At 51.3% G+C, this 24288-nt stretch carries 21 protein-coding genes; 15 read left to right on the top strand and 6 right to left on the bottom strand.

Annotation, left to right across the window (positions count from 1 at the left end):
• The first annotated feature begins 7 nt into the window (after positions 1-7).
• From ABD028_RS13425 to ABD028_RS13435, 3 genes are all read left to right on the top strand, one after another.
• Positions 8-331 (top strand): DUF3392 domain-containing protein, encoded by a 324-nt coding sequence (locus tag ABD028_RS13425; protein ID WP_343845519.1) that lies wholly within the window; start codon positions 8-10, stop codon positions 329-331.
• The gene (locus ABD028_RS13430) at positions 331-804 is read left to right on the top strand and encodes a DUF2919 family protein (RefSeq protein ID WP_343845521.1); all 474 of its coding nucleotides are present in this window, start codon (positions 331-333) and stop codon (positions 802-804) included. Before ABD028_RS13425 ends, ABD028_RS13430 begins: the two co-directional genes overlap by 1 nt.
• A 112-nt stretch (positions 805-916) precedes the next feature.
• Positions 917-3514 carry a TonB-dependent receptor plug domain-containing protein gene (locus ABD028_RS13435; protein WP_343845522.1) on the top strand — a complete coding sequence of 866 codons (2598 nt, stop codon included), beginning with the start codon at positions 917-919 and terminating at the stop codon, positions 3512-3514.
• Positions 3515-3622: 108 nt separating this feature from the next.
• On the opposite strand, the gene ABD028_RS13440 is transcribed toward ABD028_RS13435, so the two are convergent.
• The 4 genes from ABD028_RS13440 to ABD028_RS13455 all read right to left on the bottom strand — a co-directional run bounded on the left by ABD028_RS13440 (position 3623) and on the right by ABD028_RS13455 (position 9419).
• Complete coding sequence (locus ABD028_RS13440) at positions 3623-4036, bottom strand: hypothetical protein (protein ID WP_102795225.1); 414 nt, start codon at positions 4034-4036, stop codon at positions 3623-3625.
• A complete protein-coding gene (locus ABD028_RS13445) occupies positions 4036-4965 on the bottom strand; it encodes a LysR family transcriptional regulator (RefSeq protein ID WP_343845524.1) in 930 nt (309 codons plus the stop codon). Before ABD028_RS13445 ends, ABD028_RS13440 begins: the two co-directional genes overlap by 1 nt.
• Positions 4966-5190: 225 nt before the next feature.
• A complete protein-coding gene (locus ABD028_RS13450) occupies positions 5191-6537 on the bottom strand; it encodes a DUF3472 domain-containing protein (RefSeq protein WP_343845526.1) in 1347 nt (448 codons plus the stop codon).
• Between the two features lie 65 nt (positions 6538-6602).
• Positions 6603-9419: a TonB-dependent receptor gene (locus ABD028_RS13455; RefSeq protein ID WP_343845528.1), complete on the bottom strand. Its 2817-nt coding sequence runs from the start codon at positions 9417-9419 to the stop codon at positions 6603-6605.
• Positions 9420-9745: 326 nt separating this feature from the next.
• Here ABD028_RS13455 and agaR point away from each other — a divergent pair, with 326 nt between their 5' ends.
• The 11 genes from agaR to ABD028_RS13510 all read left to right on the top strand — a co-directional run bounded on the left by agaR (position 9746) and on the right by ABD028_RS13510 (position 21939).
• A complete protein-coding gene (gene agaR, locus ABD028_RS13460) occupies positions 9746-10531 on the top strand; it encodes a transcriptional repressor AgaR (RefSeq protein WP_102795229.1) in 786 nt (261 codons plus the stop codon).
• A gap of 12 nt (positions 10532-10543) precedes the next feature.
• A complete protein-coding gene (locus ABD028_RS13465) occupies positions 10544-11911 on the top strand; it encodes a Gfo/Idh/MocA family protein (protein WP_343845530.1) in 1368 nt (455 codons plus the stop codon).
• A 106-nt stretch (positions 11912-12017) separates the two neighbouring features.
• Complete coding sequence (locus ABD028_RS13470) at positions 12018-13298, top strand: D-tagatose-bisphosphate aldolase, class II, non-catalytic subunit (protein WP_343845532.1); 1281 nt, start codon at positions 12018-12020, stop codon at positions 13296-13298.
• Between the two features lie 11 nt (positions 13299-13309).
• Positions 13310-14446, top strand: a complete 1137-nt coding sequence (locus ABD028_RS13475) for an SIS domain-containing protein (protein ID WP_343845534.1) — start codon at positions 13310-13312, stop codon at positions 14444-14446.
• Positions 14447-14448: 2 nt separating this feature from the next.
• Positions 14449-15363: an ROK family protein gene (locus ABD028_RS13480; RefSeq protein WP_343845536.1), complete on the top strand. Its 915-nt coding sequence runs from the start codon at positions 14449-14451 to the stop codon at positions 15361-15363.
• A complete protein-coding gene (nagA, locus tag ABD028_RS13485; RefSeq protein WP_343845538.1) occupies positions 15360-16529 on the top strand; it encodes an N-acetylglucosamine-6-phosphate deacetylase in 1170 nt (389 codons plus the stop codon). The genes ABD028_RS13480 and nagA overlap by 4 nt, the downstream gene beginning before the upstream one ends.
• Positions 16516-17841 carry a sugar MFS transporter gene (locus ABD028_RS13490; RefSeq protein ID WP_343845540.1) on the top strand — a complete coding sequence of 442 codons (1326 nt, stop codon included), beginning with the start codon at positions 16516-16518 and terminating at the stop codon, positions 17839-17841. The genes nagA and ABD028_RS13490 overlap by 14 nt, the downstream gene beginning before the upstream one ends.
• Before the next feature lie 145 nt (positions 17842-17986).
• On the top strand, positions 17987-18556 hold the full coding sequence (ahpC, locus tag ABD028_RS13495; RefSeq protein ID WP_343845542.1) for an alkyl hydroperoxide reductase subunit C: 570 nt from the start codon (positions 17987-17989) through the stop codon (positions 18554-18556).
• A gap of 110 nt (positions 18557-18666) precedes the next feature.
• The gene (gene ahpF / locus ABD028_RS13500; protein ID WP_343845544.1) at positions 18667-20241 is read left to right on the top strand and encodes an alkyl hydroperoxide reductase subunit F; all 1575 of its coding nucleotides are present in this window, start codon (positions 18667-18669) and stop codon (positions 20239-20241) included.
• Between the two features lie 94 nt (positions 20242-20335).
• Complete coding sequence (locus ABD028_RS13505; RefSeq protein ID WP_343845546.1) at positions 20336-20971, top strand: DUF642 domain-containing protein; 636 nt, start codon at positions 20336-20338, stop codon at positions 20969-20971.
• 287 nt (positions 20972-21258) lie between these two features.
• Positions 21259-21939: a DUF642 domain-containing protein gene (locus tag ABD028_RS13510; RefSeq protein WP_343845548.1), complete on the top strand. Its 681-nt coding sequence runs from the start codon at positions 21259-21261 to the stop codon at positions 21937-21939.
• Here ABD028_RS13510 and ABD028_RS13515 read toward each other — a convergent pair.
• Positions 21923-22516 (bottom strand): nucleoside deaminase, encoded by a 594-nt coding sequence (locus tag ABD028_RS13515; RefSeq protein WP_102795238.1) that lies wholly within the window; start codon positions 22514-22516, stop codon positions 21923-21925. The genes ABD028_RS13510 and ABD028_RS13515 overlap by 17 nt on opposite strands.
• A gap of 153 nt (positions 22517-22669) precedes the next feature.
• On the opposite strand from ABD028_RS13515, the gene ABD028_RS13520 reads away from it, so the two are divergent.
• Positions 22670-23230, top strand: coding sequence for a PhnA domain-containing protein (locus tag ABD028_RS13520; RefSeq protein ID WP_102795239.1), 561 nt, complete (start codon positions 22670-22672; stop codon positions 23228-23230).
• Here the strand turns inward: ABD028_RS13520 and ABD028_RS13525 are convergent, their stop codons facing one another.
• A complete protein-coding gene (locus tag ABD028_RS13525) occupies positions 23231-24265 on the bottom strand; it encodes a patatin-like phospholipase family protein (RefSeq protein WP_343845551.1) in 1035 nt (344 codons plus the stop codon).
• Between the last annotated feature and the right edge of the window lie 23 nt (positions 24266-24288).

Consider the following 24288-nt stretch of genomic DNA (forward strand, 5'->3'; position numbering starts at 1 on the left):
GAGTGTCATGCAGGATATTCTGTTAAAGCTTACCCATCTGTTGCATCCTTACTATATGGAAGTGGCCATGACCTTAGTGGCCACATTGCTGGTAGTGTATGGGGACGTGGTAAATAAACATATCAAACGTATGCTCAGCCCTTACCATTTTGTGCTCAGAACCTTGGTATTTGTGCTGATCTGCGCCTTTGGCTATGGCGCTTTTATTCTTTTTGTCACGCCCTTCACCAAACAGCTGATCCTGATGCTGCCGGCCATGTATCAGGGAATAGTCATAGTGTCAGTATTTCTGCTGCTGGGCTATCTGGCCGAACAGCGCCGCTATATCTGATGGCAAGCACCCGACCCATTCTGCCCCTTAAATTTTACGATAATGAGGGGCGTATCAAGCCCACCTGGCCGCTGTTGGCCAGCCTGCTGGTATTGATGCGCGCGTTTCTGGTGTTTATTGCCTCCATTAGTTACCGGCCTGACACCAGCCTGTTATTAGGGCTGTTCTATCCGGATCGGCACTACTTTTATCTTTGTCTGCTGGTTGGCCTGCCAGCCTTACTGGTGATGACAATGGTTATCTGGCGGCACTGGCTAAGGGAGCGCTGGACTGGATGCTTTTATCTGATCAAGCCCCTGGTGATGATGGCATTGCTGGCTGATATCGCTTTGCACCTGCATATGGCCAATCACGGCCACTGGGTGTTTTCCTGGATCATTGCCCTGACCTTACTGGCGGATATGCTGATGCTGCTTTACTGGCTGCGTAGCCGTACTCTTAAGTTAATGCTTCAGGACTGGCGCAAGCCCTGAACAATCGCCCAAACCTCTTTAAATCTGCTTCTGTTATCGGGTAAAAGTCTGATTTGCTGCTAATAGTTAAATGCCACTGACAAACAGGTGGCCTTCACTATAAGGACATTTTATGCAGAAGCAAAAACTATATACCGCAGTATTGACCTCACTCTTCACCACCTTACCAAGTTCAGCATTGCTTGCTCAGCAGGGTACCGGTATGGAATCACTGGAAAAAATTCAGGTGACTGGCTCAAGGATAAAGCGCACGGATATGGAAGGACCCAGCCCGGTTCAAAGCATTGACCGGGTGGATATTGAACGAACCGGCTTTCAAAACTTACAACAATTATTGGAGCGGCTGCCGGTTAACGGCGCTGGCACATTTTCAACCCGCAATAACAGCCAGGATTCCACCGCCAATGGTGCAGCTGCGGTAAGCCTGCGTGGGCTTGGGCCGGATGCTACCCTGGTCTTGATTAATGGCCGGCGGGTAGGGGTCAGTGCCTTTGCCGAAGGTGTGACCAACTCTTTTGTGGATATTAACAGCATTCCTGTGTCGGCTATTCAGCGCATTGATATCTTAAAAGATGGTGCGTCAGCGATTTACGGCTCTGATGCGGTGGCTGGCGTGGTCAATATCATCCTTAAACAGGATATTGATGGGTTGGAAATCGAAGCCTCTTATGGACAGACCAAGGGCGGCGATTACGATGAGAAACATGTCAGTATGGTCTGGGGCACTGGCGAGGGAAAAAGCCGGGCATCAGTGATCTTTGATTACTTTAATAACTCAGAATTAAGTAATGCAGATATGGGGCGGTTTGGCACGGCAGATCAAACCCCTTATGGCGGCATGGATTTTCGTTCATCCCGCGGATTTCCCGGCTATTTCTATGTGAACGGAGTAAAAACCGTTGATCCAGCTTGCCCGCCTGAGCAATTAAATGTCGAAAACCAAAACTGCTATTATGACTACGGGCCGGCCAGTATCACTATTCCCAAAGCTGAGCGGCTGGGGGCCATCTTTATGCTCAATCATGAATTTGGCAATGATATTGAAGCTTTTGTGGAGGTGGCTGTACAGCACAATACTTCCAATGCCGGTGGCGCTGCCACACCGCTGGACGAGTCGGCTGGGCTGACGGTACCTGCTTCCCATCCCAATAACCCCTTTGGTCAGGATATTGATATTGGGCGCTTTCGCCCGGTTGATGGTGGCAACCGCCGCTGGGATATTGAATCCGACACCTTGAGAATGCTGGCAGGGCTAAAAGGCGAATTTAATCAGTGGCTGTGGGAAGCGTCGGTGCAAAAAGGTCGCAGCGAATCCCAGCAAACCGGTAATCAACATCAGGGGTGGGTAAGGGTCGATTACCTGCAACGGGAAATTAATGCCGGGCGCTATAATCCGTTTGGCGGCACATACAATGATGCCGATGTGATTGCCGACATTACCACCAGTCTGGTGCGTCTGGGGAAATCAAGGATCACTGCTGCGGATCTTAGTATCAGTGGCGACTTGTTTGAGTTTGAACAGAACAGGGTGATGATGGCGGCAGGGCTTGAATATCGTAAGGAGCAGGTGTCGGACATCCCTGATGAACAGTTCCAGCAGGGGCTGATCTTCGGTACCGAAGCGGTATCTGCAGCAGCCAAACGTAGCCAATGGGCTGCCTACCTGGAGTTTTCTGTGCCCTTTGGCGATGCGCTGGAACTGCAGGCGGCGGGCCGTTACGATGACTACAGTGATTTTGGTAGCACCTTTAACCCCAAATTAGCCATGCGCTACTTAATTAGTGACGATATTACCCTGCGCGCGTCCTGGGCACAGGGCTTCAGAGCGCCGTCATTGGCGCAAGTTGGTTTGGGCCCCTCTGAAATATCCGTATTCTTTAAAGACACTTATCGCTGTCTGGCCATGGGGCTGGATCCGGATACAGAATGTGATGTGCTGGATTACAATGTCGAGTTTCGCGGTAACCCAGATCTAAAAGCGGAAGAATCTGAGTCCTGGAATATCGGTATTTTCTACGCCAAAGACACAGGGTTTGATGCTGGCTTTGATCTTTGGAGTATCACGCAGGAAAACAAGATTGAGGTTTTCCATGAAGATGTTTATCAGGCCCAGTGTAACCAGCAGAACAGTCCCTTGTGTGAGCGTAATCCACCCCAAGCCGGTGAGTCACTGGGGGTTCTGTCCAAAGTACATGGCAACCTGCGCAATGTCAGCAGTCAGGATGTGGCCGGAATAGACTTGTCAGCCAACTACAGGTTGGATATGCAGGATTGGGGGGAAGTGAAATTTGGCCTACAGTGGACCGCCATGCACAAGTTTGAGCGTGGTGGCAGAGACTACCTGGGGGAATATGAATATCCCAAGCACCGCTGGGTCGGTACAACGGACTGGCGGCAGGGCGATGTTGGGGTCAGCCTGATCTTCAGTTATATAGGCGAATTTGAAGATACGCCGGATGTGAATTTTGACGGCAATCTTGATTTTGACCAGCATCAAAGTCGTATGGTGGACAGCCATTTGTTAACCGACCTGCAACTTACCTGGCAGGCCAGTCAGCCGCTACGCCTGACATTGGGGGTAAACAATCTGTTTGATAAGGAGCCGCCCTTTGCCATTGGCAATGGCGATGACGATCTGTTTGGTTATGTATCAACGGTGCATAACCCCAGAGGCCGACATTTGTATGCCAAAGCGGCATATCGCTTCTAATATTGTGAGCAGCGCCGCCTTGTTAGGCGGCGCATCTTATATAGAGAAGGGCCATTTAGCTTGTGAATATAAAAAGTTGTTTATAGTTTGCTGGATGTACTGCCTAACTTATTGGGCATTGTTGCTAATTGCCTGATCAAAGTAATTTTTGACGCTGATCTGACTGTCGTTAGCCAGTCGCTGATAACAAATACCGGCAAAGGCATAAGTGTGGCCAGCGTATTCCAACACCACGTAAGGGGCATCTGGGTTACTGTTATCGTAATGCCAATGGCCGCCCACCAGTTTACGGAAAATCTCACCAATGTACGCGCCATACAGATTGCAAATGGTAAATACCGCAGCATTTTCCAGGGCTGAGTCACTGTATTTTTCCAACCATTTAAGAATGGCCACATCCACCAGCGCCACACTCTGTGGGCTGTGGTCCAGTTCAATGCCAAACTCTTCACGGGTTGTCAGCACCGCATTGTGAGCAGTATCTGACATCAGACTATGCAACTCTTCACGGGTCATTTGCATCAGTTTTCCTCTGGTCTTTGTTCTCGCTCGGCACACTCGTTATGTATCTGGCGGTGTGCGAGTATCAATTCTGATAATAATTTACTTCCTGGTCCGAGGGTATCAGGGTTGGGATGAACTAACCATGCTACCAGCTTACGAAAGGTGCTACCCTGAATTTCAAGCTTGACCAGATCGCCACTAACAATATGTTGTTCTACCGTGTGGGTTGGCAGCCAGCAAAATCCCTGGCCCTGCAGCATCAGTTCAATGGCGGTATTAAAGTGGCTGACTGTCCAGCGCTGCTCTGAGCGCAACCAACCCTGCTTTTCATTGGGGGACTGGGAGGTGTCTTTAATTACCAGTTGCAGATGGTGCAGTAATTCATTGGCATCAATAGGGGAAGGCAGCGCCGCCAGTGGATGTTCAGCGTGGCACACCGCTATAAAGTAAAGCTCGGCAATGGGTTCGCCCAGATAACCTTTGGGCACGGTGCCGGTAATCACGATATCAGCCCAGCCATCGGTAATGGCCTCTTCGGTGCCGGTTAGCACAGTGTCGATGATTTTCAGGCGACTGCCACGGCTTTGCGGGTGAAACGCCTTTAAGGCCGGATAAAACAGTTCTCTGGGGTAAGCTAAGTCTAAGGCGACGGTGATTTCAGGCTCCCAGTCCTGATTGATATTCTCTGCCAGGAACTCAAGCTCCTGCACATTCTGGGTCAGGTGCCGGGAACGGCGTAGCATGACCTCACCGGCTTCGGTCAAAAAAGCTTTGCGTCCCTTCACTTCCAGCAATTGAACATTGAGCTGACTTTGCAATTTCGCTACCGCGTGATTTAACGAAGATTGGCTTTTATTCAGCTTAGCGGCGGCATGGGCATAGCCGCCATGGTCGACCACAGCCTGTAAGATTCGCCATTGTTCCAGGGTGGTTTTAGGCCTGTACATTATGCTGATATTTCTATTTTTTCGATAGGTTCCTATGCTAGTGCCGGGGCAGGGGAATTGCAACGCTGTTGTTTCACTGCCTCTTTTGCAATCACCGGTATACCTTGCTCCAATGTGAATACGCAGATGACGCAGATCTACAACAGCATAGATTGAAAAATCTCTTGTTTCTCTGCGTGTTCTCTGCGGCTTTGCGAGAGAGTATTTTCTGCTCGTTAGTGGCAATCACGGCTGCGGCAGAACCGAAAAATCGATTGGTGGCTGCTGACCCGTCGGGTTTCGCTCAAACCGGCTATCAGCTTGAGTTGGCGGATAAACAAAGCCACCGTTTTTCAGAATAAAACCGTTGTCATCACTGTCACCCTGGAAATCCAGACGATCTTCGTCCCGTCCGGTGCCGTCCACCGTGAAGCGGGCCTGGGTTAATTCATGCCATTGCCCTTCGGTGTCCATGGCCCATTGATTCTGATACCAGGCCCAGCGGCCCTGATTGCCATATTGGGTCAGAAAATTCTCCAAAAAGCTGTGCAGACGGGTGGCATAGGTATCGGTCTGGGGGCGTTTAAAGCTGGCGATAAGCTGCCAGCTATCTTGTGCTTTAGGCTTAAACCAGGCTGTATAGTCTGTACTGTTATCCCCGGCTGGGGTGACCTTTAATAAAAAGCTGTAGGTGGTATCGGCCTGCCATGTGTATTTCAGGTAGCTTTGACCACCCGAACCCTCGTTACCAAATTCCCCGGTATACACACCATCGCCTTTGCCAAGTAACTGAATGCGCTGCTCGGGGGGAATTTGACTCGGGTCGTCGGTTTGAAACGGGCTCCAGATAGAAAACAGCACCCGCCTTTCTATCTCCGAATTGACCTGAATACCAAAATAGCCTTCACCAAAACCATTGGCCATATAGTAAGAGCCGGGTACATCCTGACCACCGGGAACAGTGATCTCGCTGTAAAACCACTCGATGTCACGATTAACTGGCATATCGTAGCTGAAATGCACAGAGGGACCACGCCGTCCCCAATAAGGGTTGCCTTCATCCAGATAATACAGCTTCGTGGTGCTGTCTTTGGGCCAGACGGCCAGGCAATGTAACCTGGGCAGGTCACCACTCTGGCCATTCAAGCTGCGTATTTTAAGCTGCTGATAGCCTGCGCTGCCCAGTGTGACCTCAAACAAGGGGTAAGTATGTTGCTGGCCTTTGTCCAGGGTCAGTTCAACTTCCTGATCGCCCAGGCTAACGGCCAAACGCTGAGAGGTGTCAGTGCTTGCCGTCAGGCCAAGCGTCAGGGTATCAGCTCTATCCAGAGCAAAATAACTTAGCAGGCTATGTTGATTGTTTTGCCAGTTAAGCGCAGTGGGGTCTTCATTGGTCACCAGTGCCAGACTGGCAGCCGGGTTATCTTGCACCCAGGTATTAAAGCTCAATGGAATGTCCACCGCCTGACTGCTGGGCAAGGTGAGAATATTGGCATCAGGCTGCTGGGTTAGCTGTGGTGCATTGTTGCTGCTGTCGCCGCAACTGCATAACAGCAACAATAGCGGTACTGTGAATTTATGTTGATTAAGCATGGCACTATCCGTTGCTAACAGGTTGAAAGAATTGCCGCCTAAGGACTAGGCGGCAATGATCAGGTTTAGAATTTAGCTCTGACGCCCAGGGAAATCTGGCGTCCAAAGCGGTTAAGTAGACTCACCTGATCTTCCACCTTGGTGTAGGCCCAATAACGCTCGTTGGTCAGGTTGCTGCCTTCGGCAAAAATGCTGATTTTGTCTGTGACATCATAGCTCAGGCTGGCATCCCACTGACCGTAGTCAGAAATATAAGCCGGTCCGCCCCAGGCTTCAGGGTCATACATATATTTACCACGCCAGTTATAGGCAACACGGGCCTGAATGCCATATTGCTCATAATAGACCACCGCGTTATAGGAGTTTTTCGACATACCTTTAAATGGCAAATTTTTGGCTTTGCGCTCAGGATCGTCGTAGCTGCTGTCCACATAGGTATAGTTAAACTGGAAGCCCAGGCCGTTAAAGGGCTCAGGTAACCATTCTTCAAAAGATTGCTGGTAAGCAAATTCAAGGCCTTTGATATTGGCACCATAAGGACTTTTAACCGAGCGGGTACCGTAATAGGTGATCCCTTCCAGGCTATAAGGCGCTTCACGCTCCTCAATAAAGGACTTGATATCCTTAACAAACACACCACCGCTTAAGGCACTGCTGTCTCCAAAGTACCATTCCAGGGTTATATCGGCCTGATTGGCTTCTTCAGGCGTAGAACTGGGATCGCCCATATTCAGGGTCGGCAGACCATCTTTAAGACTGGTAAAGTTTACTGCCCGCCATGGGCGTAAATCGTTCAGGCTTGGGCGACTGATTACCTTGGCGGCTGAGAAACGGAACAGCAATTCATCGGTCAGGCTCAGCTTAAAGTTCAAGCTGGGTAATACATTGGAATAATCACTGGCAAAGCTGACATCCACAGGTTCATTCCAGCCGTTCTTAATCGGCTTGCCTTCATCGTCCAGCTCAATCTTATCGAGCTGATACACCGCACCAATAGAGCTGGTGCTGGTTTGTGATGCTCTGAGGCCCAGATTCAGTTTATACGGCAGGGAAAACAACTCATCTTCAAAGTAGGCTTGTACATAAGCGGTTTTTACCTCTTCTTCAATGGTATAGCTACCAGCACGGCTGAGTGACGCAACGATATACTCGTCGGCTGCCTCGGCATTGATAGAACGGTAAAAATCCAGCAACTTATCGTAGTCAAAGCTGGGCCAGGGCTGTGGCATCTGACCGGCTTCGCCGTCCATAAAGTTGTCAAAGTTGGCGGCCTGGAACACCTCGGAAGGAATGCGGAACAGGGTAAAATCGCCCTCAGTGAATACCGACCTGTCATCGTAATCCAGTTCCAGTCGGTCCAGATAATATCCGCCACGGCTGAAAATACCGGGATCTCTTGACGCATATTCATTGCGGGCCTTTGACTGCTTTAAATAGGTCAGGCCAAATTCCACTTTACTCAGTATGCCGTCTTCAAAGCGGTATTCACCGATAAGCTTGGCATCATCCACCTTGTCTTCCACCCCGACACCGGTGTTGCGACTGTAGTGTGCGCCGTAGGTTTGTTCGGCATTCAGTCCTGGTGACATCACCACATCAGGCAGCATATTGCCGGTGTTATGGTCGATGCGAATGCTGTCGATAAAGCCACGCGCTACCACAAAGCGGTTGTCACCGGCGTTTTCATTTTTGGCCTTGGACGTAGCCAAGTCGGCGGTGACCGTCAGTGCGTCACTGGCATACCATTTGGTATTAAAGGCAAACTGGTAAGTATCGGTTTTTCTGGGTTCGGTCAGGTTAAGCAGTTCCACCATGGTATTGCCGGTCTGAGTCATGGCCACTACGCGGCCCTGGTCGTCAAAGGTGGCATCGGTAAATACCGGCGTACCGGGCGTCCAGGATTCATCATAGTTAACAAAACCAATCTGATAGCGATGGCCGTCGGTATTGTAGCGCGAATACAAGCCGTCGAAATTTACATCCAATGCTTCTGTCGGCCGCCATTGCACAGCCACCGTTCCGCCGATACGGGTGCGGGTATCCTGAGCATTATTGAAATACATATAGCTGGGAATTTTTGATGCGTAGGTTTCGTTTTCATCAATCACACCATTGCCATTGGTGTCCACAGGCACGCCCGCGCTGTCTTCATCCCAGCCTTCATCCGGGTCAAAGAAGCCGCCGGCGGAATACTCGTCTTCACGCAGGGTCTTCTTTGAATAAGCACCGGATATCAGCACGCCAAAGGTGTTCTCGCTGTTCACATCACCAATGATAAAAGAGCCGTGTGGGTTAACATCTTCAGAGCGGGATTCGTAGATGCCTTTTCCCGAAAGGCTTAAGGTAAAGCCTTCAAGATCAAGGGGTTTACGGGTCTGGATATTGACTATTGCGCCAATGCCACCTTCGGTAAGCCTGGCTTCTGGCGACTTATACACTTCCAGTACGTTTACCAGTTCCGAAGCGATAGTGTCATAGTTAAAATCACGCCCGGCATTATCCGAAGCCAATTTGCGGCCATTCAAGGTGGTGATGTTGTAGCCGTCACCAAGCCCCCGTACCAGAATATTCTGCCCCTCACCGCCATTGCGGGTAATGGTAATGCCGGGAATACGTTGCAGTGCTTCAGCCAGGTTTTCGTCGGGGAACTTGCCGATATCGTCGGCGATAATCAGGTCAACTACACTGTCTGCGTTTTGTTTCTGAAACAGTGATTCAGTGATACTGCTGCGCAGGCCGCGAACCTGAATCTTTTCAACGTCCTGGCCTTTAACATCCTGGCTGTCTTCTTGGTTTTCTTGTTGTTGCGCCAGCGTTGGCAGGCTGGTACCCAGCAGTGCCATGGCCAGACACAGCGATAATTTACTGTACTTGGTTTTCATTGTTTTGTTGTCCCCTCGATTTCACTTGTGCAAATGGTCTTTAAACGAAAGCAAATGAAACTTGCATATGTTTGCTTCGTGTTAAATAAAACGCCAATACTGTTAAATGATCAAGAAAAAATGAAAAAAAACTTTTAATATCTTTCGAAGTTGTGCATGATGCTAGCCAATGAAAGACACCAATATCCCTTGGGAAGTTGGTTAACTGTTTGGGATATATAAGGTTTTTGATATGTGGCAGGGGATTTGTCTGAGCTTTCAAAGTCTTTTGAATGTATTCGATGCCATGCTAGATTTTGTTCCTCACTTACAAAGGGGAAACAAACGTGGATGCATTTAACAGTATTGAGAGACAGCAGGAAATCCTGCGCCAGACCCAGGCCCAGGGCAAGGTGTCGGTTAAGGCACTGGCTGAACAATTTAAGGTGTCGGAAGTCACCATACGCAACGATCTTAGCGTGCTGGACCGCAAGAAATTACTGGTGCGCTCGCGGGGCGGCGCCATGGTCAACAGCCAACTGGGGCGTGAGTTGTCACTCAAGGAAAAGAGCGGGCAGAACTCGGCACTGAAACAGGAACTTGGTGCACTGGCTGCCCAGCTGGTTGGCGAGGGCGAACGAATTTTGCTGGACTCCGGCACCACCACGCAGGAAGTGGCGGCCTGCTTAGTGGATAAGGAAGATCTGGTGGTGATGACCAATGGCTTGAACATTGCCACCGAGCTGGCGCGTTCCGACTCGGTGGAAGTGATGTTGACCGGCGGTACGCTGCGTAAAAAGTCTATGTCGTTTTATGGTGCTATCGCCGAGCGAAGCTTACAGAACTACAACTTCAGCAAGCTGATCCTCGGCGTGGACGGATTTGATTTGCGCACTGGCATTGGTACGCATTTCGAGAAAGAAGCCATTCTCAACCGGCTGATGTGTGAGATGGCAGAAGAGATAGTGGTAGTGACGGACTCGTCTAAGTTTGAGCGCCGGGCTTTTCATGCAATCTGTGCGATTGCGCAGATCCATACGCTGGTGACCGACTCTGGGATTCCGCAGAACTACGTAGATGAACTGGATAAATTAGGTATCAAACTGCACTTGGTGGACCGACATACCGAGTAATAGGAGCAATACATGTCTGAATTTAATCGTCGATCATTTCTTAAAGCAGCAGCAGCGACTGCCGCAGCAGGTGCCGTGGCAGCATGCAGCAGCACGGGGCAGGGCGCGGGCGCACCCAGGGCATTGGGTAAATCAGTGATGGGACTGACTGTTGCGCCCATGCAGGTTGTCAGAGCGGCGATTATTGGGGTAGGTGAGCGTGGCGTTGGTTTTGTCAGCCACCTGTGTAACCTTGACGGCGTTGAGCTAAAAGCCATTTGCGATATTGACCCGCAAGTCACAGCCCGAGCTGTCAAGGTGGCCGAAAAACATGGCCGGCCCAAGCCAGATGTGTACGGTAAAACCGACAAACACTATCTTGATATGCTGGCCCGCGATGATTTAGATATTGTCATTATCGCCACTCCCTGGCGCTGGCACCATCCCATGGCAAAAGCCACGATGCTGGCGGGTAAACATGCCTTTGTGGAAGTTCCCATGGCGACATCTCTTGAAGATCTGTGGGATCTGGTGGACACCTCTGAAGCGACGCAGAAAAACTGCATGATGATGGAAAACGTCTGCTACGGGCGTGACGAGCTGATGGTGCTGAATATGGTGCGCCAGGGTGTGTTTGGTGAGTTGCTGCATGGCGAAGCCGCCTATATTCATGAGCTGCGCTGGCAGATGAAAGAAATTGATCGCAAGACCGGCTCCTGGCGCACCTATCACCATACCCGCACCAACGGCAACTTGTATCCCACCCATGGTCTTGGCCCCGTTGCCCAGTATATGAATATCAACCGCGGTGATAAATTTGACTATATGAGTTCAATGAGTTCACCGGCGCTGGGGCGTGCAGCCTACGCTAAACGTGAATTCCCGGCCGATCACGAGCGTAATCAACTGCACTATATTACGGGTGATATCAACACCAGTATTATTAAGACGCACCTGGGGCGTACCATTATGGTACAGCACGACACCACCACGCCACGCCCCTACACCAGACTGAATCTTATTCAGGGTACCAATGGTGTGTTTGCCGGTTTCCCTAACCGTATTGCATTGGAAGAAGGTGGCAGCGGCAGTTTCCATGAATGGGACTACGATATGCAGAAGTGGTATCAGAAATATGACCACCCGCTGTGGACGCGTATGGGGCAGGAAGCCGAACGCAATGGTGGCCATGGCGGGATGGATTTTCTGATGGTCTGGCGCATGATTTATTGTCTGCGTAATGGTGTACCGCTGGATCAGGATGTCTACGATGGGGCGGCCTGGTCGGCAGTATTCCCATTGTCTAAAGCATCAGTAGCCGATCGCGGTAACTCCAAAGATTTCCCTGACTTCACCCGGGGGCAGTGGCAGCACGGCAAACCACTGGGCATCGCCAGCTAGCATAAACGGGGCTGAGGCTCCGCCTATGCGCTTTTCAAATGATAATTGAGAAATGGCGGCACAGGTTGTCCGCCAGTGTGACTGATATTGTGGATGAGGAGCCAGTATGCAGCATCTTCAAGATATTTTTGCCGCCAACCGCCGTGGCGAACCCCGTGGCATTTATTCGGTATGTAGTGCCCATTCGTTGGTGCTTAAGGCTGCCATGCAGCAGGCTAAAGCAGACAACAGCCTGTTGTTGGTGGAGTCCACTGCCAATCAGGTCAATCAGTTTGGTGGCTACACCGGTATGCAACCGGCAGATTTCATCGATTTTGTCTGCACCCTGGCACAACAAGTTGGCCTGGACAAGCAGCGTTTGATTTTTGGTGGAGATCATCTGGGGCCGGTCTGCTGGACCGATCTGCCTGCGGAGCAGGCTATGCTCAGATGTGAAAGTCTGATCCGCAGCTACGTACAGGCCGGATTTTGCAAGATTCATCTGGACACCAGTATGCCCTGTGCTGACGATGCAGAGCCATTAACAGACGATATTATTGCAGGCCGGGCGGCCAGACTCTGTGCGATTGCAGAGCAGGAATCGGCCAGGTTAAACCGGCAGTTATGTTATGTGATTGGCACCGAAGTCCCGGCACCTGGTGGTGTCAATGAACTGGAAGATCACCTGACGCCCACGCCGGTGGCCAATGTACTTTATACCCTGCAGGCGCATCAGCAGGCCTTTGCTGCGGTTGGTCTGGATGACAACACCTGGAACAAGGTAGTGGCGGTGGTGGTGCAGCCGGGCGTGGAGTTTGATAACAGTAAAGTACATGAATTTGCTCCGGCACTGGCGGCTGAACTGTCTGGTGCCATCCATCAGGTGCCGAATCTGGTTTATGAAGCCCATTCCACCGATTACCAATCCCCGCAGGCGCTGGCGGCTTTGGTGAAAGGCCACTTTGCCATATTGAAAGTCGGCCCGGCGCTGACCTTTGCGCTGCGCGAAGGGGTGTTTGCCCTGTCGCATATTGAAGATGTGCTGATTGAACAGTCCAAACGTTCTGGGCTACGCGAGCTTTGTGCAGAGGTGATGCAGCAGCAGCCCAAGTATTGGCAGAAGTTTTATCCCGACGCACAATCACAGCCCTGGTTAGCCTTTTTCAGTTACAGCGACCGGATCCGTTATTACTGGAATCAACCGGCGCTGCAGGCTGCGGTAGACAAGTTGTTAGCTAATTTGTCAGAGCTTGTGATTCCCTTGCCACTCGTTAGCCAGTATATGCCAATGCAATACCAGGCAGTGCGCGGCAAGACCATCAGCTCTGACGCCGAAGCGCTGTTACTGAATAAAATTACCGATGTACTGGCAGACTATGCTCAGGCATGTGGTCTCACTGAACACTAAGGAAACGCAATATGACCCACCAGGTTTATCTTGGACTTGAGCAAGGTACGCTCGAGCAGAAAAACGCATTCTGGACCGCGAGGGAAATCAGTCAACAGCCCAGTGTCTGGCAGCAACTGCTGGCGCAGATGGTGCAACAGCAGGGGGAGTTGCAGGACTGGCTTAAGCCGGTTTTGGCCTTACCCAATCTGCGTATCATTCTGACCGGCGCAGGCACATCTGCGTATATCGGCGAAGCATTACAAGCGCACCTGAATGCCAGGATGACAATGTCGGCCGGACAGCGGGTGGAGGCAATCAGTACCACTGATATTCTCAGTAACCCCGGACTGCAATTGCGTAAAGACGTGCCAACGCTGCTGGTATCTTATGGTCGTTCCGGAAACAGCCCGGAGAGCCGCGCCGCCGTTGAGCTGGCGGATCAACTGGTGGAGGACTGCTGGCATCTGGTGGTGAGCTGCAATCCTGAAGGTGCGTTAGTCACAAGTGCTAAGGACAATCCACGCTACAAAGTCTTGTTGATGCCGTCTGCGGCCCATGACCAGAGTTTCGCCATGACCAGCAGTTTTACCAGTATGATGCTGGCTACGTTAATGCTGTTTACTCCGGACCAAGCACAGTATGACAAGATGCGCGTGCTGGCCGAGCAAATTCTGCTGCGCGACCTGGACAGTATAGAAACCCTGGCGGCGCTGCCTTGCCGTCGTCTGGTATTTTTGGGTTCTGGACCCTTACTGGCGATTGCCAGAGAAGCGGCCCTGAAAGTACTAGAACTCACCGCCGGTGGTCTGCCCAGTTTTTATGAAAGCCCACTGGGCTTTCGCCACGGCCCCAAGTCACTGATCGATAACAGCACACAGGTGCTGTTGCTACCCTCTGCCAATGCTTACACCGGGCGATATGACGCCGATTTGCGCCTGGAGCTGCAAAAAGATGCTCAGGCGTTACATATCAGCGCGCCAGTGGCCCTGTCGCAGATTGCTGGCCTGGAGGATGTCTGGTTAGGCTTTCCTTATATTCTGTATTGCCAGATGCTGGGCTTTTTTAAGGCACTGCAGTTTGGTATCAGTCCGGATAACCCTTGCCCCACCGGTGAAGTGAACCGTGTGGTGCAGGGTGTGAATATATACCCTTACAGACAGGACTGAGTATGCACTACGGGCTGGATATTGGTGGCACCAAGATGGAACTGGCCATTTTTGACAATGACTTTACCTGTCTTGAAAAAACGCGCTGCGCGACGCCGACTGCCGACTATCCGGCCTTTATACGCAGTGTTGTTGAACTCGTCGAGGAAGCCGATAGCCGATATGCCATGCGTGGTAGCGTGGGATTGGGCTTACCCGGTGTCGTGACCGGTGATGGCAGGGCGTTATCCAGTAATGTACCTTGCCTGACGGGGCAAAGGGTGGGAGCGGATCTGACCCTGGCACTGAGCCGGCCGGTTGCCCTGGGCAATGACTGTCGCTGCTTTGCCCTGTCTGAGGCCAGCTTAGGTGCAGGTAAGGACGCACAGCGAGTGCTGGGGATCATCCTTGGTACCGGGCTGGGAGGCGGGCTTTGCATAGGTGGCGAGCTTTATGCGCGAGACAGTCAACTGGCCGGGGAGTTTGGTCACCTGGGTTTGCATCCCAAGGTGGTGCAGCGCTGGGCGCTGCCCTTGCTCAATTGTGGCTGCGGCCTGAGCGGCTGCGCCGAAACCTATGTGTCTGGTGCGGGCCTTGCCAGGTTATATCAGCATTTCAGTCATCAGCAAGCCGATACCTATGTGTGGCTGGAACACTTTCGCCAGGGACGTCCAGAGGCCATCAAGACCTTTGACTGTTTTATGGATGCGCTGGGCTCAGTAGTGGCGGGGCAGGTTTTGGTACTCGATCCAGACATTGTGGTGTTAGGTGGTGGTCTGTCTGCCATTGCAGAAATACATCAGCATCTGGCCAGGGCAGTGGCGGCGCATTTATTTAAAAACGCCGCCATACCAAAGATTGTGGTGGCCGAAGGTGGCCCCGCCAGTGGTGTGCGCGGAGCCGCGCTGCTGGGTGCGAAAAAAGAGGCAACAACATGAAAGCCCAGAGTTATTGGCTGGCCTGTGACGCTGCCTTTATCGGTAAGCAATGGCTGCGACCAGCTTATTTGCACATTCAGCATGGTGTTATTGCACAGGTCTGCGAAACGCCGCCACCAGGGCAGCCCCTGGTGAATGCGGGCCCAGGCATGGTGGTGCCCGGTTTTATTGATGTGCAGGTCAACGGTGGCAATGGCGTGCTATTGAATGATTGCCCGACGCTGGCAGGCCTGAGAAACATCTTTGCCGCCCACAGCCGTTTTGGTACCACCGCCATGTTGCCCACCTTGATTACCGACAGTCTGGATTGTATGCAGCGTACCGCCGATGCCATCGCGCAGGCGCTTACAAGCGGTGAGCCTGGCATTGTCGGTGTGCATTTTGAAGGGCCGCATATGTCGCTGGCCAAGCGTGGCGTGCATTCACCACAGTATCTGCGCAGTATCAGCGCGGCTGAAATGGCCGTATTTGCCCGGCAGGATTTGGGTGTCAAAGTGATTACCGTGGCACCAGAGGTCGTCAGCCCCACCCAGATCAGTGAACTGGTAGCCATGCAGGTCAGGGTTTGTCTTGGCCATTCCAATGCCAATGCTGAGCAAGTGCAGGCCGCACTTCAGGCTGGCGCCAGTGGTTTCACCCATTTGTATAATGGCATGTCAGCCTTAACTTCCCGTGAGCCGGGGATGGTGGGTACCGCTCTTGCTGACGAGCATAGCTGGTGTGGTTTGATACTGGATGGCCATCACCTGCATCCGTTGTCAGCCAGGCTGGCAATTCGTGCCAAGGGCGTAGACAAGATTATGTTGGTTACCGACGCCATGCCGCCGGTGGGAACGCAAGATACGGAGTTTGCTTTTTATGGTGAAAAAGTCAGACGCGAGGGCAGTAAACTGCTGGCACCCAGCGGCTCGTTAGCTGGCTCCGTGCTGGATATGGCCGGTGCAGTACGCTATGCCGTTGAGTCATTAGACGTCGGCCTGGACGATGCCTTGCTGATGGCCAGTCACAGTCCGGCGACATTTTTAGGCATACAGGACCACCATGGCAGCCTGCAGGTGGGACGACGGGCCGATATGCTGCTGCTGGATAAACAATTACAAGTACAACACGCCTGGCTGGCTGGTCAACCCTGGCAACTGGAGAACAATGATAATGAACATTGCTGAATCTCAACATAAAGGGGATAGTGCCAGCGGGGTGTGGCTACCCATGCTGGTGATTGCCATCTTGTTTTTTCTGTTCGGTTTTGTCACCTGGCTGAACGGCTCACTGATCCCGTTCTTACGTATTGTCTGTGAATTGAATGAATTTCAGGCTTTGCTGGTAACCTTTGCCTTTTATATCGCCTATGTGGTGATGGCGCTGCCGATGTCTGCTGTGTTGGACAGAATTGGCTATAAGAAAGGTATGGTGGCCGGTCTGGGGATTATGATCATCGGAGCGCTGGCCTTTATTCCGGCCGCGCTGATTGCCCATTATGGCTTGTTTCTGCTGGCCTTGTTTGTGCTGGGCAGTGGTCTGACTATCTTGCAAACCGCCTCTAATCCTTATCTGGTATTGTTGGGACCACCTCAAAGTGCAGCCATGCGCATCTGTATTATGGGGCTGTTAAATAAAGGCGCTGGTTTTATTGTTCCTTTGGTCTTTACGGCGATTATTCTGACCGGGATGGACAGTTATTCTGCCGATGCTCTGGCAGCGCTGCCTGAGGCAGAACGCCTGAGTCAGCTTGATGCTCTGGCACACAGACTGGTGACGCCTTATTTATGGATGGCGGCGATGTTGGTGCTACTGACCCTGATGGTGCATTTTGCCCCTCTGCCGGAGCCAGGTGAAGCACTAAGAGGTGGTGCCCATGAGGTTCGCCGCCGCGAGGTGCTGGCACATCCACAGCTGGTGCTGGGGGTAGTGGCCCTGTTTTTCTATGTCGGCGTGGAAGTGATTGCCGGTGATACCATCGGTTTATTTGGTCAGCAATTGGGGGTTAAGCACTTTGGTGCCCTGACATCCTACACTATGGCCTTTATGATGCTGGGCTATCTGCTGGGTGTGCTGTGTATTCCCCGCTTTATCAGTCAGGCTCAGGGGTTACAACTGTCGGCCATCGCCGGAGTAGGTCTGAGTCTGGCCATCGTTATGGGCGACCCCACCAGTGAGCAGGCTACATCCATGTTGCTGGGGTGGGCTGGCGTGCCCTTGGTGCCTGATCCTGTGCTGTATGTGGCACTGCTGGGCTTGGCTAATGCGCTGGTCTGGCCAACGGTCTGGCCTCTGGCCCTGCAAGGGCTGGGAAAACATACCGCAACCGGCTCAGCACTGCTGATTATGGGCATTGCCGGTGGCGCATTATTACCACTGTTGTATGGCTACGTTGCCCATAGCTGGTTGGACAGTCAGTCGGCTTATCTGCTGTTGATCCCTTGCTATGGCTTTATCCTGTTTTACGCCTTTAAAGGACATAAGCTGCGTCATTGGTAATGGCAATCGGGGCAGGGCGAGACTGCCCCTAATCTAAATTTCTAATCTGTTTGATTGAATCAATTAATTATAAAGATTAACTGTCATTGAGTACACTTCTCCTCGTCTTCCAAGGCAACCTTTTAAATCAATGGAGAAAATGTCAATGAGTCAATCACTTATCAATACTAAAATCCTGCCGTTCAATGCCACCGCTTATCACAATGGCGAGTTTGTGCAGGTATCTGACAAGGATCTGCAGGGCAAGTGGGCGGTAGTGATGTTCTACCCGGCTGACTTTACCTTTGTTTGCCCCACCGAGTTGGGTGATCTGGCTGACTACTACGACAGACTGCAAGCCATGGGCGTAGAAGTGTATTCGGTGTCTACTGATACTCACTTTACCCACAAAGCCTGGCATGATGCGTCTGAAACCATCAAGAAAATCAAGTTCCCTATGATTGGCGACCCGACAGGCCGTATCAGCCGTAACTTTGGTGTGATGATCGAAGAAGAAGGTCTGGCTCTGCGTGGCACCTTCGTTATCAATCCTGAGGGTGAAATCAAGGTCGCTGAAATTCACGATTTGGGTATTGGCCGCAGCGCATCTGAGCTGTTCCGTAAAGTGCAGGCCGCCCAATACGTTGCCAACCATGACGGCGAAGTATGTCCGGCTAAATGGCAGCCAGGTGAAGAAACCCTGTCTCCTTCTCTGGATCTGGTCGGCAAAATCTAACATTGAGGGGCCTGAGTCCAGGCCCTTTTCTTCTTGTTCAATTAATGCTCCGTGCTGGCATGTTGATGCCGGTAACAGGTGAGCTTTGCCCAGCGTTTGTCGAGGTTAAAATGTTAGACAACAATTTGAAAAGCCAACTGAAAACCTATTTAGCCAATCTGAAGCGTCCCGTTGAACTGGTTCTGGCCACCGACGACAGCGACAAATCCCAACAACTGTTGGCGCTGGCGCGTGATATTGAAGCGTTATCAGATCTGGTCAGCTACAGCCAAAGTGCTGATAACCAGCGCATACCTTCTATGCAGGTGCGTAGCCCGGACACCGGCACCAGTATTGAATTCGCCGGTTTGCCTATGGGCCACGAATTTACCTCTTTGGTACTGGCATTGCTGCACAGCGGTGGTCATCCCATTAAGCAGGAACAGGCCATTTTAGAACAGATCAAATCGCTGCCCGGTCCATTGCATTTTGAAACCTACGTATCTTTAAGCTGCCAGACCTGTCCTGGTGTGGTGCAGGCACTTAACCTGATGGCGGCGGTGAACCCAAATATCACTAACGTGATGATAGATGGTGCATTGTTCCAGGACGAAGTCAGTCAACGCAATGTGATGGCAGTACCCAGTGTCTATCTGAATGGTGAAAGCTTCTCGCAGGGTGCCATTACTCTGGAGAAAATTCTCACTAAAGTGGACGCCAATGCGGCTAAACATCAGGCCGAGGCCCTTAAACACAAACCCACCTTTGATTTACTGGTAGTGGGTGCTGGCCCTGCCGGGGCATCGGCAGCCATCTATGCGGCGCGTAAGGGTATCCGCACCGGGCTGCTGGCTGACCGCTTTGGTGGCCAGGTCGCCGACACGGTGGGCATAGAGAATTTTATTTCAGTCAAGCATACCGAAGGGCCGAAACTGGTGGCCAGCCTTGAAGAGCACGTACGTGACTACGAGGTGGACATTATGGCGAATCAACGCGCAGTTCAGGTACGCGAAGGCGATACCCTGGAAATTACCCTGGAAAACGGTGCTGTGCTGAAAAGCAAAAGCCTGGTGCTGGCCACTGGTGCGCGCTGGCGCGAGATGAATGTGCCAGGTGAGCGTGAATACCGCGGTAAAGGGGTGGCCTATTGCCCCCATTGCGATGGGCCTTTGTTTAAAGGTAAAAAGGTCGCGGTAATAGGTGGCGGCAATTCGGGTATCGAAGCGGCTATTGACCTGGCCAATATTGTCGAGCATGTTACCGTGCTGGAATTTGACAGCAAGCTGCGTGCTGACGATGTGCTGGTGCGTAAAGCCCGCTCAATGGCCAATATCGAGATTATCCTTAATGCCCAGACTCTGCAGGTTAATGGTGATGGTTCTAAGGTTAATGGGCTGACCTATAAAGACAGGGTATCGGCTGAGCAGCATCATATAGCGCTGGCCGGCATCTTTGTGCAGATTGGTTTGGTACCTAACACCGAATGGTTGAAAGACAGCGGCATTGAGCTGACCCTACGGGGCGAGATTGTGACCGCCGCCAACGGTGAAACCTCAGTAAAAGGCGTGTTTGCTGCCGGTGATGCGACCACCGCACCCTTTAAGCAAATTATTATTGCCATGGGCAGCGGCGCCACGGCCAGCCTCGGAGCCTTTGACTACCTGATGCGCTCATCTGCCCCCGTTGAAAGCCACCAGGCTGCATAACCTTTGGCTACACAGGGATGTGTGGTGAAAATTTGAACGTTGTGCTAGTATGCGCGGCAATTAATGTTAGTGCTGAGTTTATTGGAGAAGTTAAATGCAGCGATTAATTGCCCCTATTCTGTACGCCTTCCTGTCCCTGTTGTTTGTTGCAAATGCCAAGGCCAACTTAATTATCAATGGCAGTTTTGAAGACAACCAAATTCAAAACGGCACCTGGAAGCTATTTTCCGACCAACAGCTTTCTGGATGGCGTGGGAATAACATGGAAATCTGGAACAACTTCGGTGCCATCAATATGTTTGATGGCAACCAGTTGTTAGAGCTTAACTCACAGCTGTACAAGGGGCAGTTCACTGGGATCAGCCAGAGCTTTGCCACGGAAATTGGCCAAACCTACGATATCAGCTTTGCTTATCGTGCCAGACACAGCAATAGTGAAAGTTTTAACATGCGTCTGGACTCCGGTCTGGGTGAGTTGTTCTCCAAAGATTTCGATGACCACGTTACCGGTAAGTGGGCAACCTATCATGGCCAGTTTATCGCTACTGACACCATCACCACCTTGCATTTTAACCCCTTAATACCGATAAGAAGCACGGTGGGTAACCTGATCGATAATATTGTGGTGGAAAAACGCAGCAGCACGGTTGTGGCAGAACCGCAAATGCTGTTGATGCTGGCGTTGGGTCTGGTGCTGTTAACTGTGGTGATTAGGCGTCGTTATGCCTGATCCTGTTGCCAGCTATCATCACGGTAGTCTGTTTGCTGTTAAGCCGGACAGGCACCAGTGTTGAACTTACGCATTAGGCAATTTGCAGCAATCCTCCCTGCAATTAGATTCTCACGATTTTTTACAGTGCTGTCGGAAAATTTATCAGTTTTGCCGGTTTTATCCGGCAGAGTTTTCAGATTTCACTTTTTGAAGCGTAAAAAATAAACAAATTCATTGAGTTAAAAAAACTGGCCTGCAAACTGCTATATCCTTATCACCAATGTGAGTTTTTAAGGTGGTATTAAATGAAGTCTGCATTGCGCGTGTTAGTGATGTTCTCTGCTTTAGTGGTTGCTCAGGTGGCAGAGGCTAATCTGATTGTCAACGGCGGTTTTGAACAACCTGAAGTTGCTCACAACAGCTGGAAATGGTTTAGCTCAAGCCAGGTTGATGGCTGGCAGGGCAGCAACCTTGAAATTTGGGATCACTACAATGGCTTCACCGCGGCTGAAGGTCAGCAACATGCTGAGCTGAATGCCCATGCAGGCTCGGGAGGCGCATTTTCCATCTTCCAAACCTTTGAAACCGAAATCGGCGCTGTTTATGATCTGAGCTTCTTTTATGCGGCCCGTAGCAGCAATGATGAAGCCTTCCGACTGAACCTGACGTCTGGTGCTCAGGATATCTTCAATCAATTGTTTGATGATCATCTGGTCAGACAATGGCGCCAGTTCAGTATGACGTTCACTGCCATAGCGCAAAGTACCACCCTCAGATTTACCTCTGTTGCACCCTATGCTGGTACTGTGGGTAATTTCCTCGACAATGTGGTTGTGCTGAAACAGCCGTTATCGCCGTTAACCGGTCCTCAACAACCGCAAAGAGCTCAGCCAGCTCAGGTACCTGAACCTGCCGGAATTTTGTTGACCGCACTGGGGTTGTTGTTTGTGGCATCAGGCAGAATGTTTGTCAGCCGTTGTAAATAGTTCCCCCTTTGGCCAGGTAGTCATCCAATACCTGCCTGGCCTTATCTCGCTGCAACTCGCGCACTATGTCGACACCCGTGTTCTTTAAGTAGGCATAGCTGGCTTCAAATACTGGCCCCTCATCAAAGCCAATAGCTCTGGCATCTTCGCCAGTGGCTGCACAGACCAGACGCTTTACACCGCTCCATAAAACAGCCCCCAAGCACATGGCACAGGGCTCACAGGAGGTGAACAGTTCATATTGACCATCCTCGGCAGACAAGCAAAAAGTGTCCAGCCGTCGTTGTGCCAGCATGATGGCCATCATTTCCCCGTGCAGACAGGAGTTTTTGGCTGCCATGACCTGATTGACCCCGACGGCTATCAGTTGATGACTGTTGGCGTCAAATATGGCGCTACCAAACGGGCCGCCACTATGACGTTGTACATTCTGAGCCGCAAGTTCAATGGCGAGAGCCATCTTGGCGTTATCGCCTGAATAGGTGGCCGCCCAATCTGGAATTCGCATCACCCAATCGGGCAGGCTGATCTCAAGTTGTTGCAGCGCTGATGGTTTGATTGTTGATCTATCGCACATTGTTAATCCCCTATGCGGCGTAAACTTGCTGTAACTGTATTATGTCTGCGCTGATGTAGCGAATGATTGAAGTGTTTTCAACCCCGAAGCATTACTGCGTAAATCGTGCAAAAGTGGCATAATGCGCGGCCAAATTTGCTAAGAGTATTTACCATGTCTATAGAACAAGCCTTGAATGACCGCGCCGGCGGCCAATGTGAACTTTGTGCAGCACAGGACAATCTGCAGGGCTTGGCTGTGCCACCTATTGATCAGGTTAGGGTAGATAATCACATTCTGGTATGTCAGACCTGTCAATCTCAGATTGAAGGGGCTGAACTTGATACCAATCACTGGCGTTGCCTGAACGACAGTATGTGGAGTCAGGTGCCTGCTGTGCAGGTCATGGCCTGGCGCATGCTTAAGCGTTTGTCTTCTGAGGTATGGGCACAAGACTTACTGGATATGCTGTATCTGGATGAAGAAACGGCCACCTGGGCGCAAAAAGGGGATGACTCAGATCGTGAGCCAACCCTGGACAGCAATGGTGCAGTATTGAACAGCGGTGATACGGTGGTGTTGATTAAAGACCTGGATGTAAAAGGCGCAGGATTTACCGCCAAGCGTGGCACTGCTGTGCGCGGTATCAGCCTGACCGATAATCCTAAGCATGTGGAAGGGCGGGTCAATGGCGTGCGAATAGTGCTGGTGGCCGAGTACCTGAAAAAATCCTGACTAGTTTTGCAGCCGGTTAACCGGCTGATTGCTACTGTCTTCAAACCACTGGAAATACTGTTCTGCGCCTGATATACCTTGCTGAAGCAGCATCTGTTTTTGCTGCTCAGTAAGGTCAAAATCGGTGCTGCCCACCTCTTTGGTATTGATATACAAAGTGCGCTGCCAGTCATCGCTGTGCAAATGTTGGTTTTCCTGGACTTGCATCAGGGCGGTAATCAGCGCCTTGGCATACTGGCTAAAATTGTTAATGGCTTTGCCTTTAGGGGGCTCGTCGTAACGGAACATGGCCAGTTCATCTTCTTTGTCGAGGCGCAGCCCGAGGGTTTGGCGGTTATAAATATAAGGGCTACGGCCGGGACGTTGCAGCAGAAATAAGGCGTTTTCCTTGTTGTAATAGGCCGTATTGCGTGACGCGTCTGATTCGTCTTCATCAATATACTTTTGCCTGTCAAACAACTTGATTGGGTAGTTACGCATAACCCCACCATCTACATACAGATCCTGTTTGGGGCCATGGCGGACGGCCGCAAAAAACAGCGGTATCGACATACTGATACGTATTGCCTGGACCAGCGGCATCTGGGCGTGACGTTCAACCGAAAACACTTCCGAGTAACCGTTAGACAGATTGGTGCCGGTAACATACAGCGCCGGGCAAGCCTGTTTTTGTAAGTCAGCAAAGGTGGCCATACCATGACCAAGTTTTTCTTCAATCAGGCTCATCAGCCAAGTGGAAAAATAGTCTCCCTTGTGCCAGCCGAAATCTTTTGCCAGGCGGCGAATGTCGCGGATCAGGCCGAAGGAGTCATCCATAAAGGCTTTAAAATCGGTTGACTGCAGAATTTGTAATTGGCGGGGAATATCAAAACCCAGCGCAAATAACAGTGCGTTGATGGCACCGGCGCTGGTGCCACCCACCCGGCGGATAGCATGCAGATAATCGCGCTGGGCCATAACCTGCATGGCGCCAACATAGGCAATGCCCTTAACACCTCCGCCTTCAAAGATCAGATTTCGAAACTGGCAGGTCATGGCATTTTGCTCCAGCAGCAACC

Origin of the sequence: Bowmanella denitrificans (assembly GCF_039522935.1) — a bacterium.
Taxonomy (GTDB): domain Bacteria; phylum Pseudomonadota; class Gammaproteobacteria; order Enterobacterales; family Alteromonadaceae; genus Bowmanella; species Bowmanella denitrificans.

Excerpts from the sequence above, each read along its gene's own strand:
- ABD028_RS13425 (WP_343845519.1), top strand. The coding sequence starts at position 8 with ATGCAGGATATTCTGTTAAAGCTTACCCATCTGTTGCATCCTTACTAT.
- ABD028_RS13480 (WP_343845536.1), top strand. The coding sequence starts at position 14,449 with ATGCACTACGGGCTGGATATTGGTGGCACCAAGATGGAACTGGCCATT.
- ABD028_RS13435 (WP_343845522.1), top strand. The coding sequence starts at position 917 with ATGCAGAAGCAAAAACTATATACCGCAGTATTGACCTCACTCTTCACC.
- ABD028_RS13475 (WP_343845534.1), top strand. The coding sequence starts at position 13,310 with ATGACCCACCAGGTTTATCTTGGACTTGAGCAAGGTACGCTCGAGCAG.
- ABD028_RS13430 (WP_343845521.1), top strand. The coding sequence starts at position 331 with ATGGCAAGCACCCGACCCATTCTGCCCCTTAAATTTTACGATAATGAG.
- ABD028_RS13525 (WP_343845551.1), bottom strand. The coding sequence starts at position 24,265 with ATGACCTGCCAGTTTCGAAATCTGATCTTTGAAGGCGGAGGTGTTAAG.
- ABD028_RS13450 (WP_343845526.1), bottom strand. The coding sequence starts at position 6,537 with ATGCTTAATCAACATAAATTCACAGTACCGCTATTGTTGCTGTTATGC.
- ahpC (WP_343845542.1), top strand. The coding sequence starts at position 17,987 with ATGAGTCAATCACTTATCAATACTAAAATCCTGCCGTTCAATGCCACC.
- ABD028_RS13440 (WP_102795225.1), bottom strand. The coding sequence starts at position 4,036 with ATGCAAATGACCCGTGAAGAGTTGCATAGTCTGATGTCAGATACTGCT.
- ABD028_RS13510 (WP_343845548.1), top strand. The coding sequence starts at position 21,259 with ATGAAGTCTGCATTGCGCGTGTTAGTGATGTTCTCTGCTTTAGTGGTT.
- ABD028_RS13520 (WP_102795239.1), top strand. The coding sequence starts at position 22,670 with ATGTCTATAGAACAAGCCTTGAATGACCGCGCCGGCGGCCAATGTGAA.
- ABD028_RS13455 (WP_343845528.1), bottom strand. The coding sequence starts at position 9,419 with ATGAAAACCAAGTACAGTAAATTATCGCTGTGTCTGGCCATGGCACTG.
- ABD028_RS13505 (WP_343845546.1), top strand. The coding sequence starts at position 20,336 with ATGCAGCGATTAATTGCCCCTATTCTGTACGCCTTCCTGTCCCTGTTG.
- nagA (WP_343845538.1), top strand. The coding sequence starts at position 15,360 with ATGAAAGCCCAGAGTTATTGGCTGGCCTGTGACGCTGCCTTTATCGGT.
- ABD028_RS13445 (WP_343845524.1), bottom strand. The coding sequence starts at position 4,965 with ATGTACAGGCCTAAAACCACCCTGGAACAATGGCGAATCTTACAGGCT.
- ABD028_RS13465 (WP_343845530.1), top strand. The coding sequence starts at position 10,544 with ATGTCTGAATTTAATCGTCGATCATTTCTTAAAGCAGCAGCAGCGACT.
- ahpF (WP_343845544.1), top strand. The coding sequence starts at position 18,667 with ATGTTAGACAACAATTTGAAAAGCCAACTGAAAACCTATTTAGCCAAT.
- ABD028_RS13515 (WP_102795238.1), bottom strand. The coding sequence starts at position 22,516 with ATGTGCGATAGATCAACAATCAAACCATCAGCGCTGCAACAACTTGAG.
- ABD028_RS13490 (WP_343845540.1), top strand. The coding sequence starts at position 16,516 with ATGAACATTGCTGAATCTCAACATAAAGGGGATAGTGCCAGCGGGGTG.
- ABD028_RS13470 (WP_343845532.1), top strand. The coding sequence starts at position 12,018 with ATGCAGCATCTTCAAGATATTTTTGCCGCCAACCGCCGTGGCGAACCC.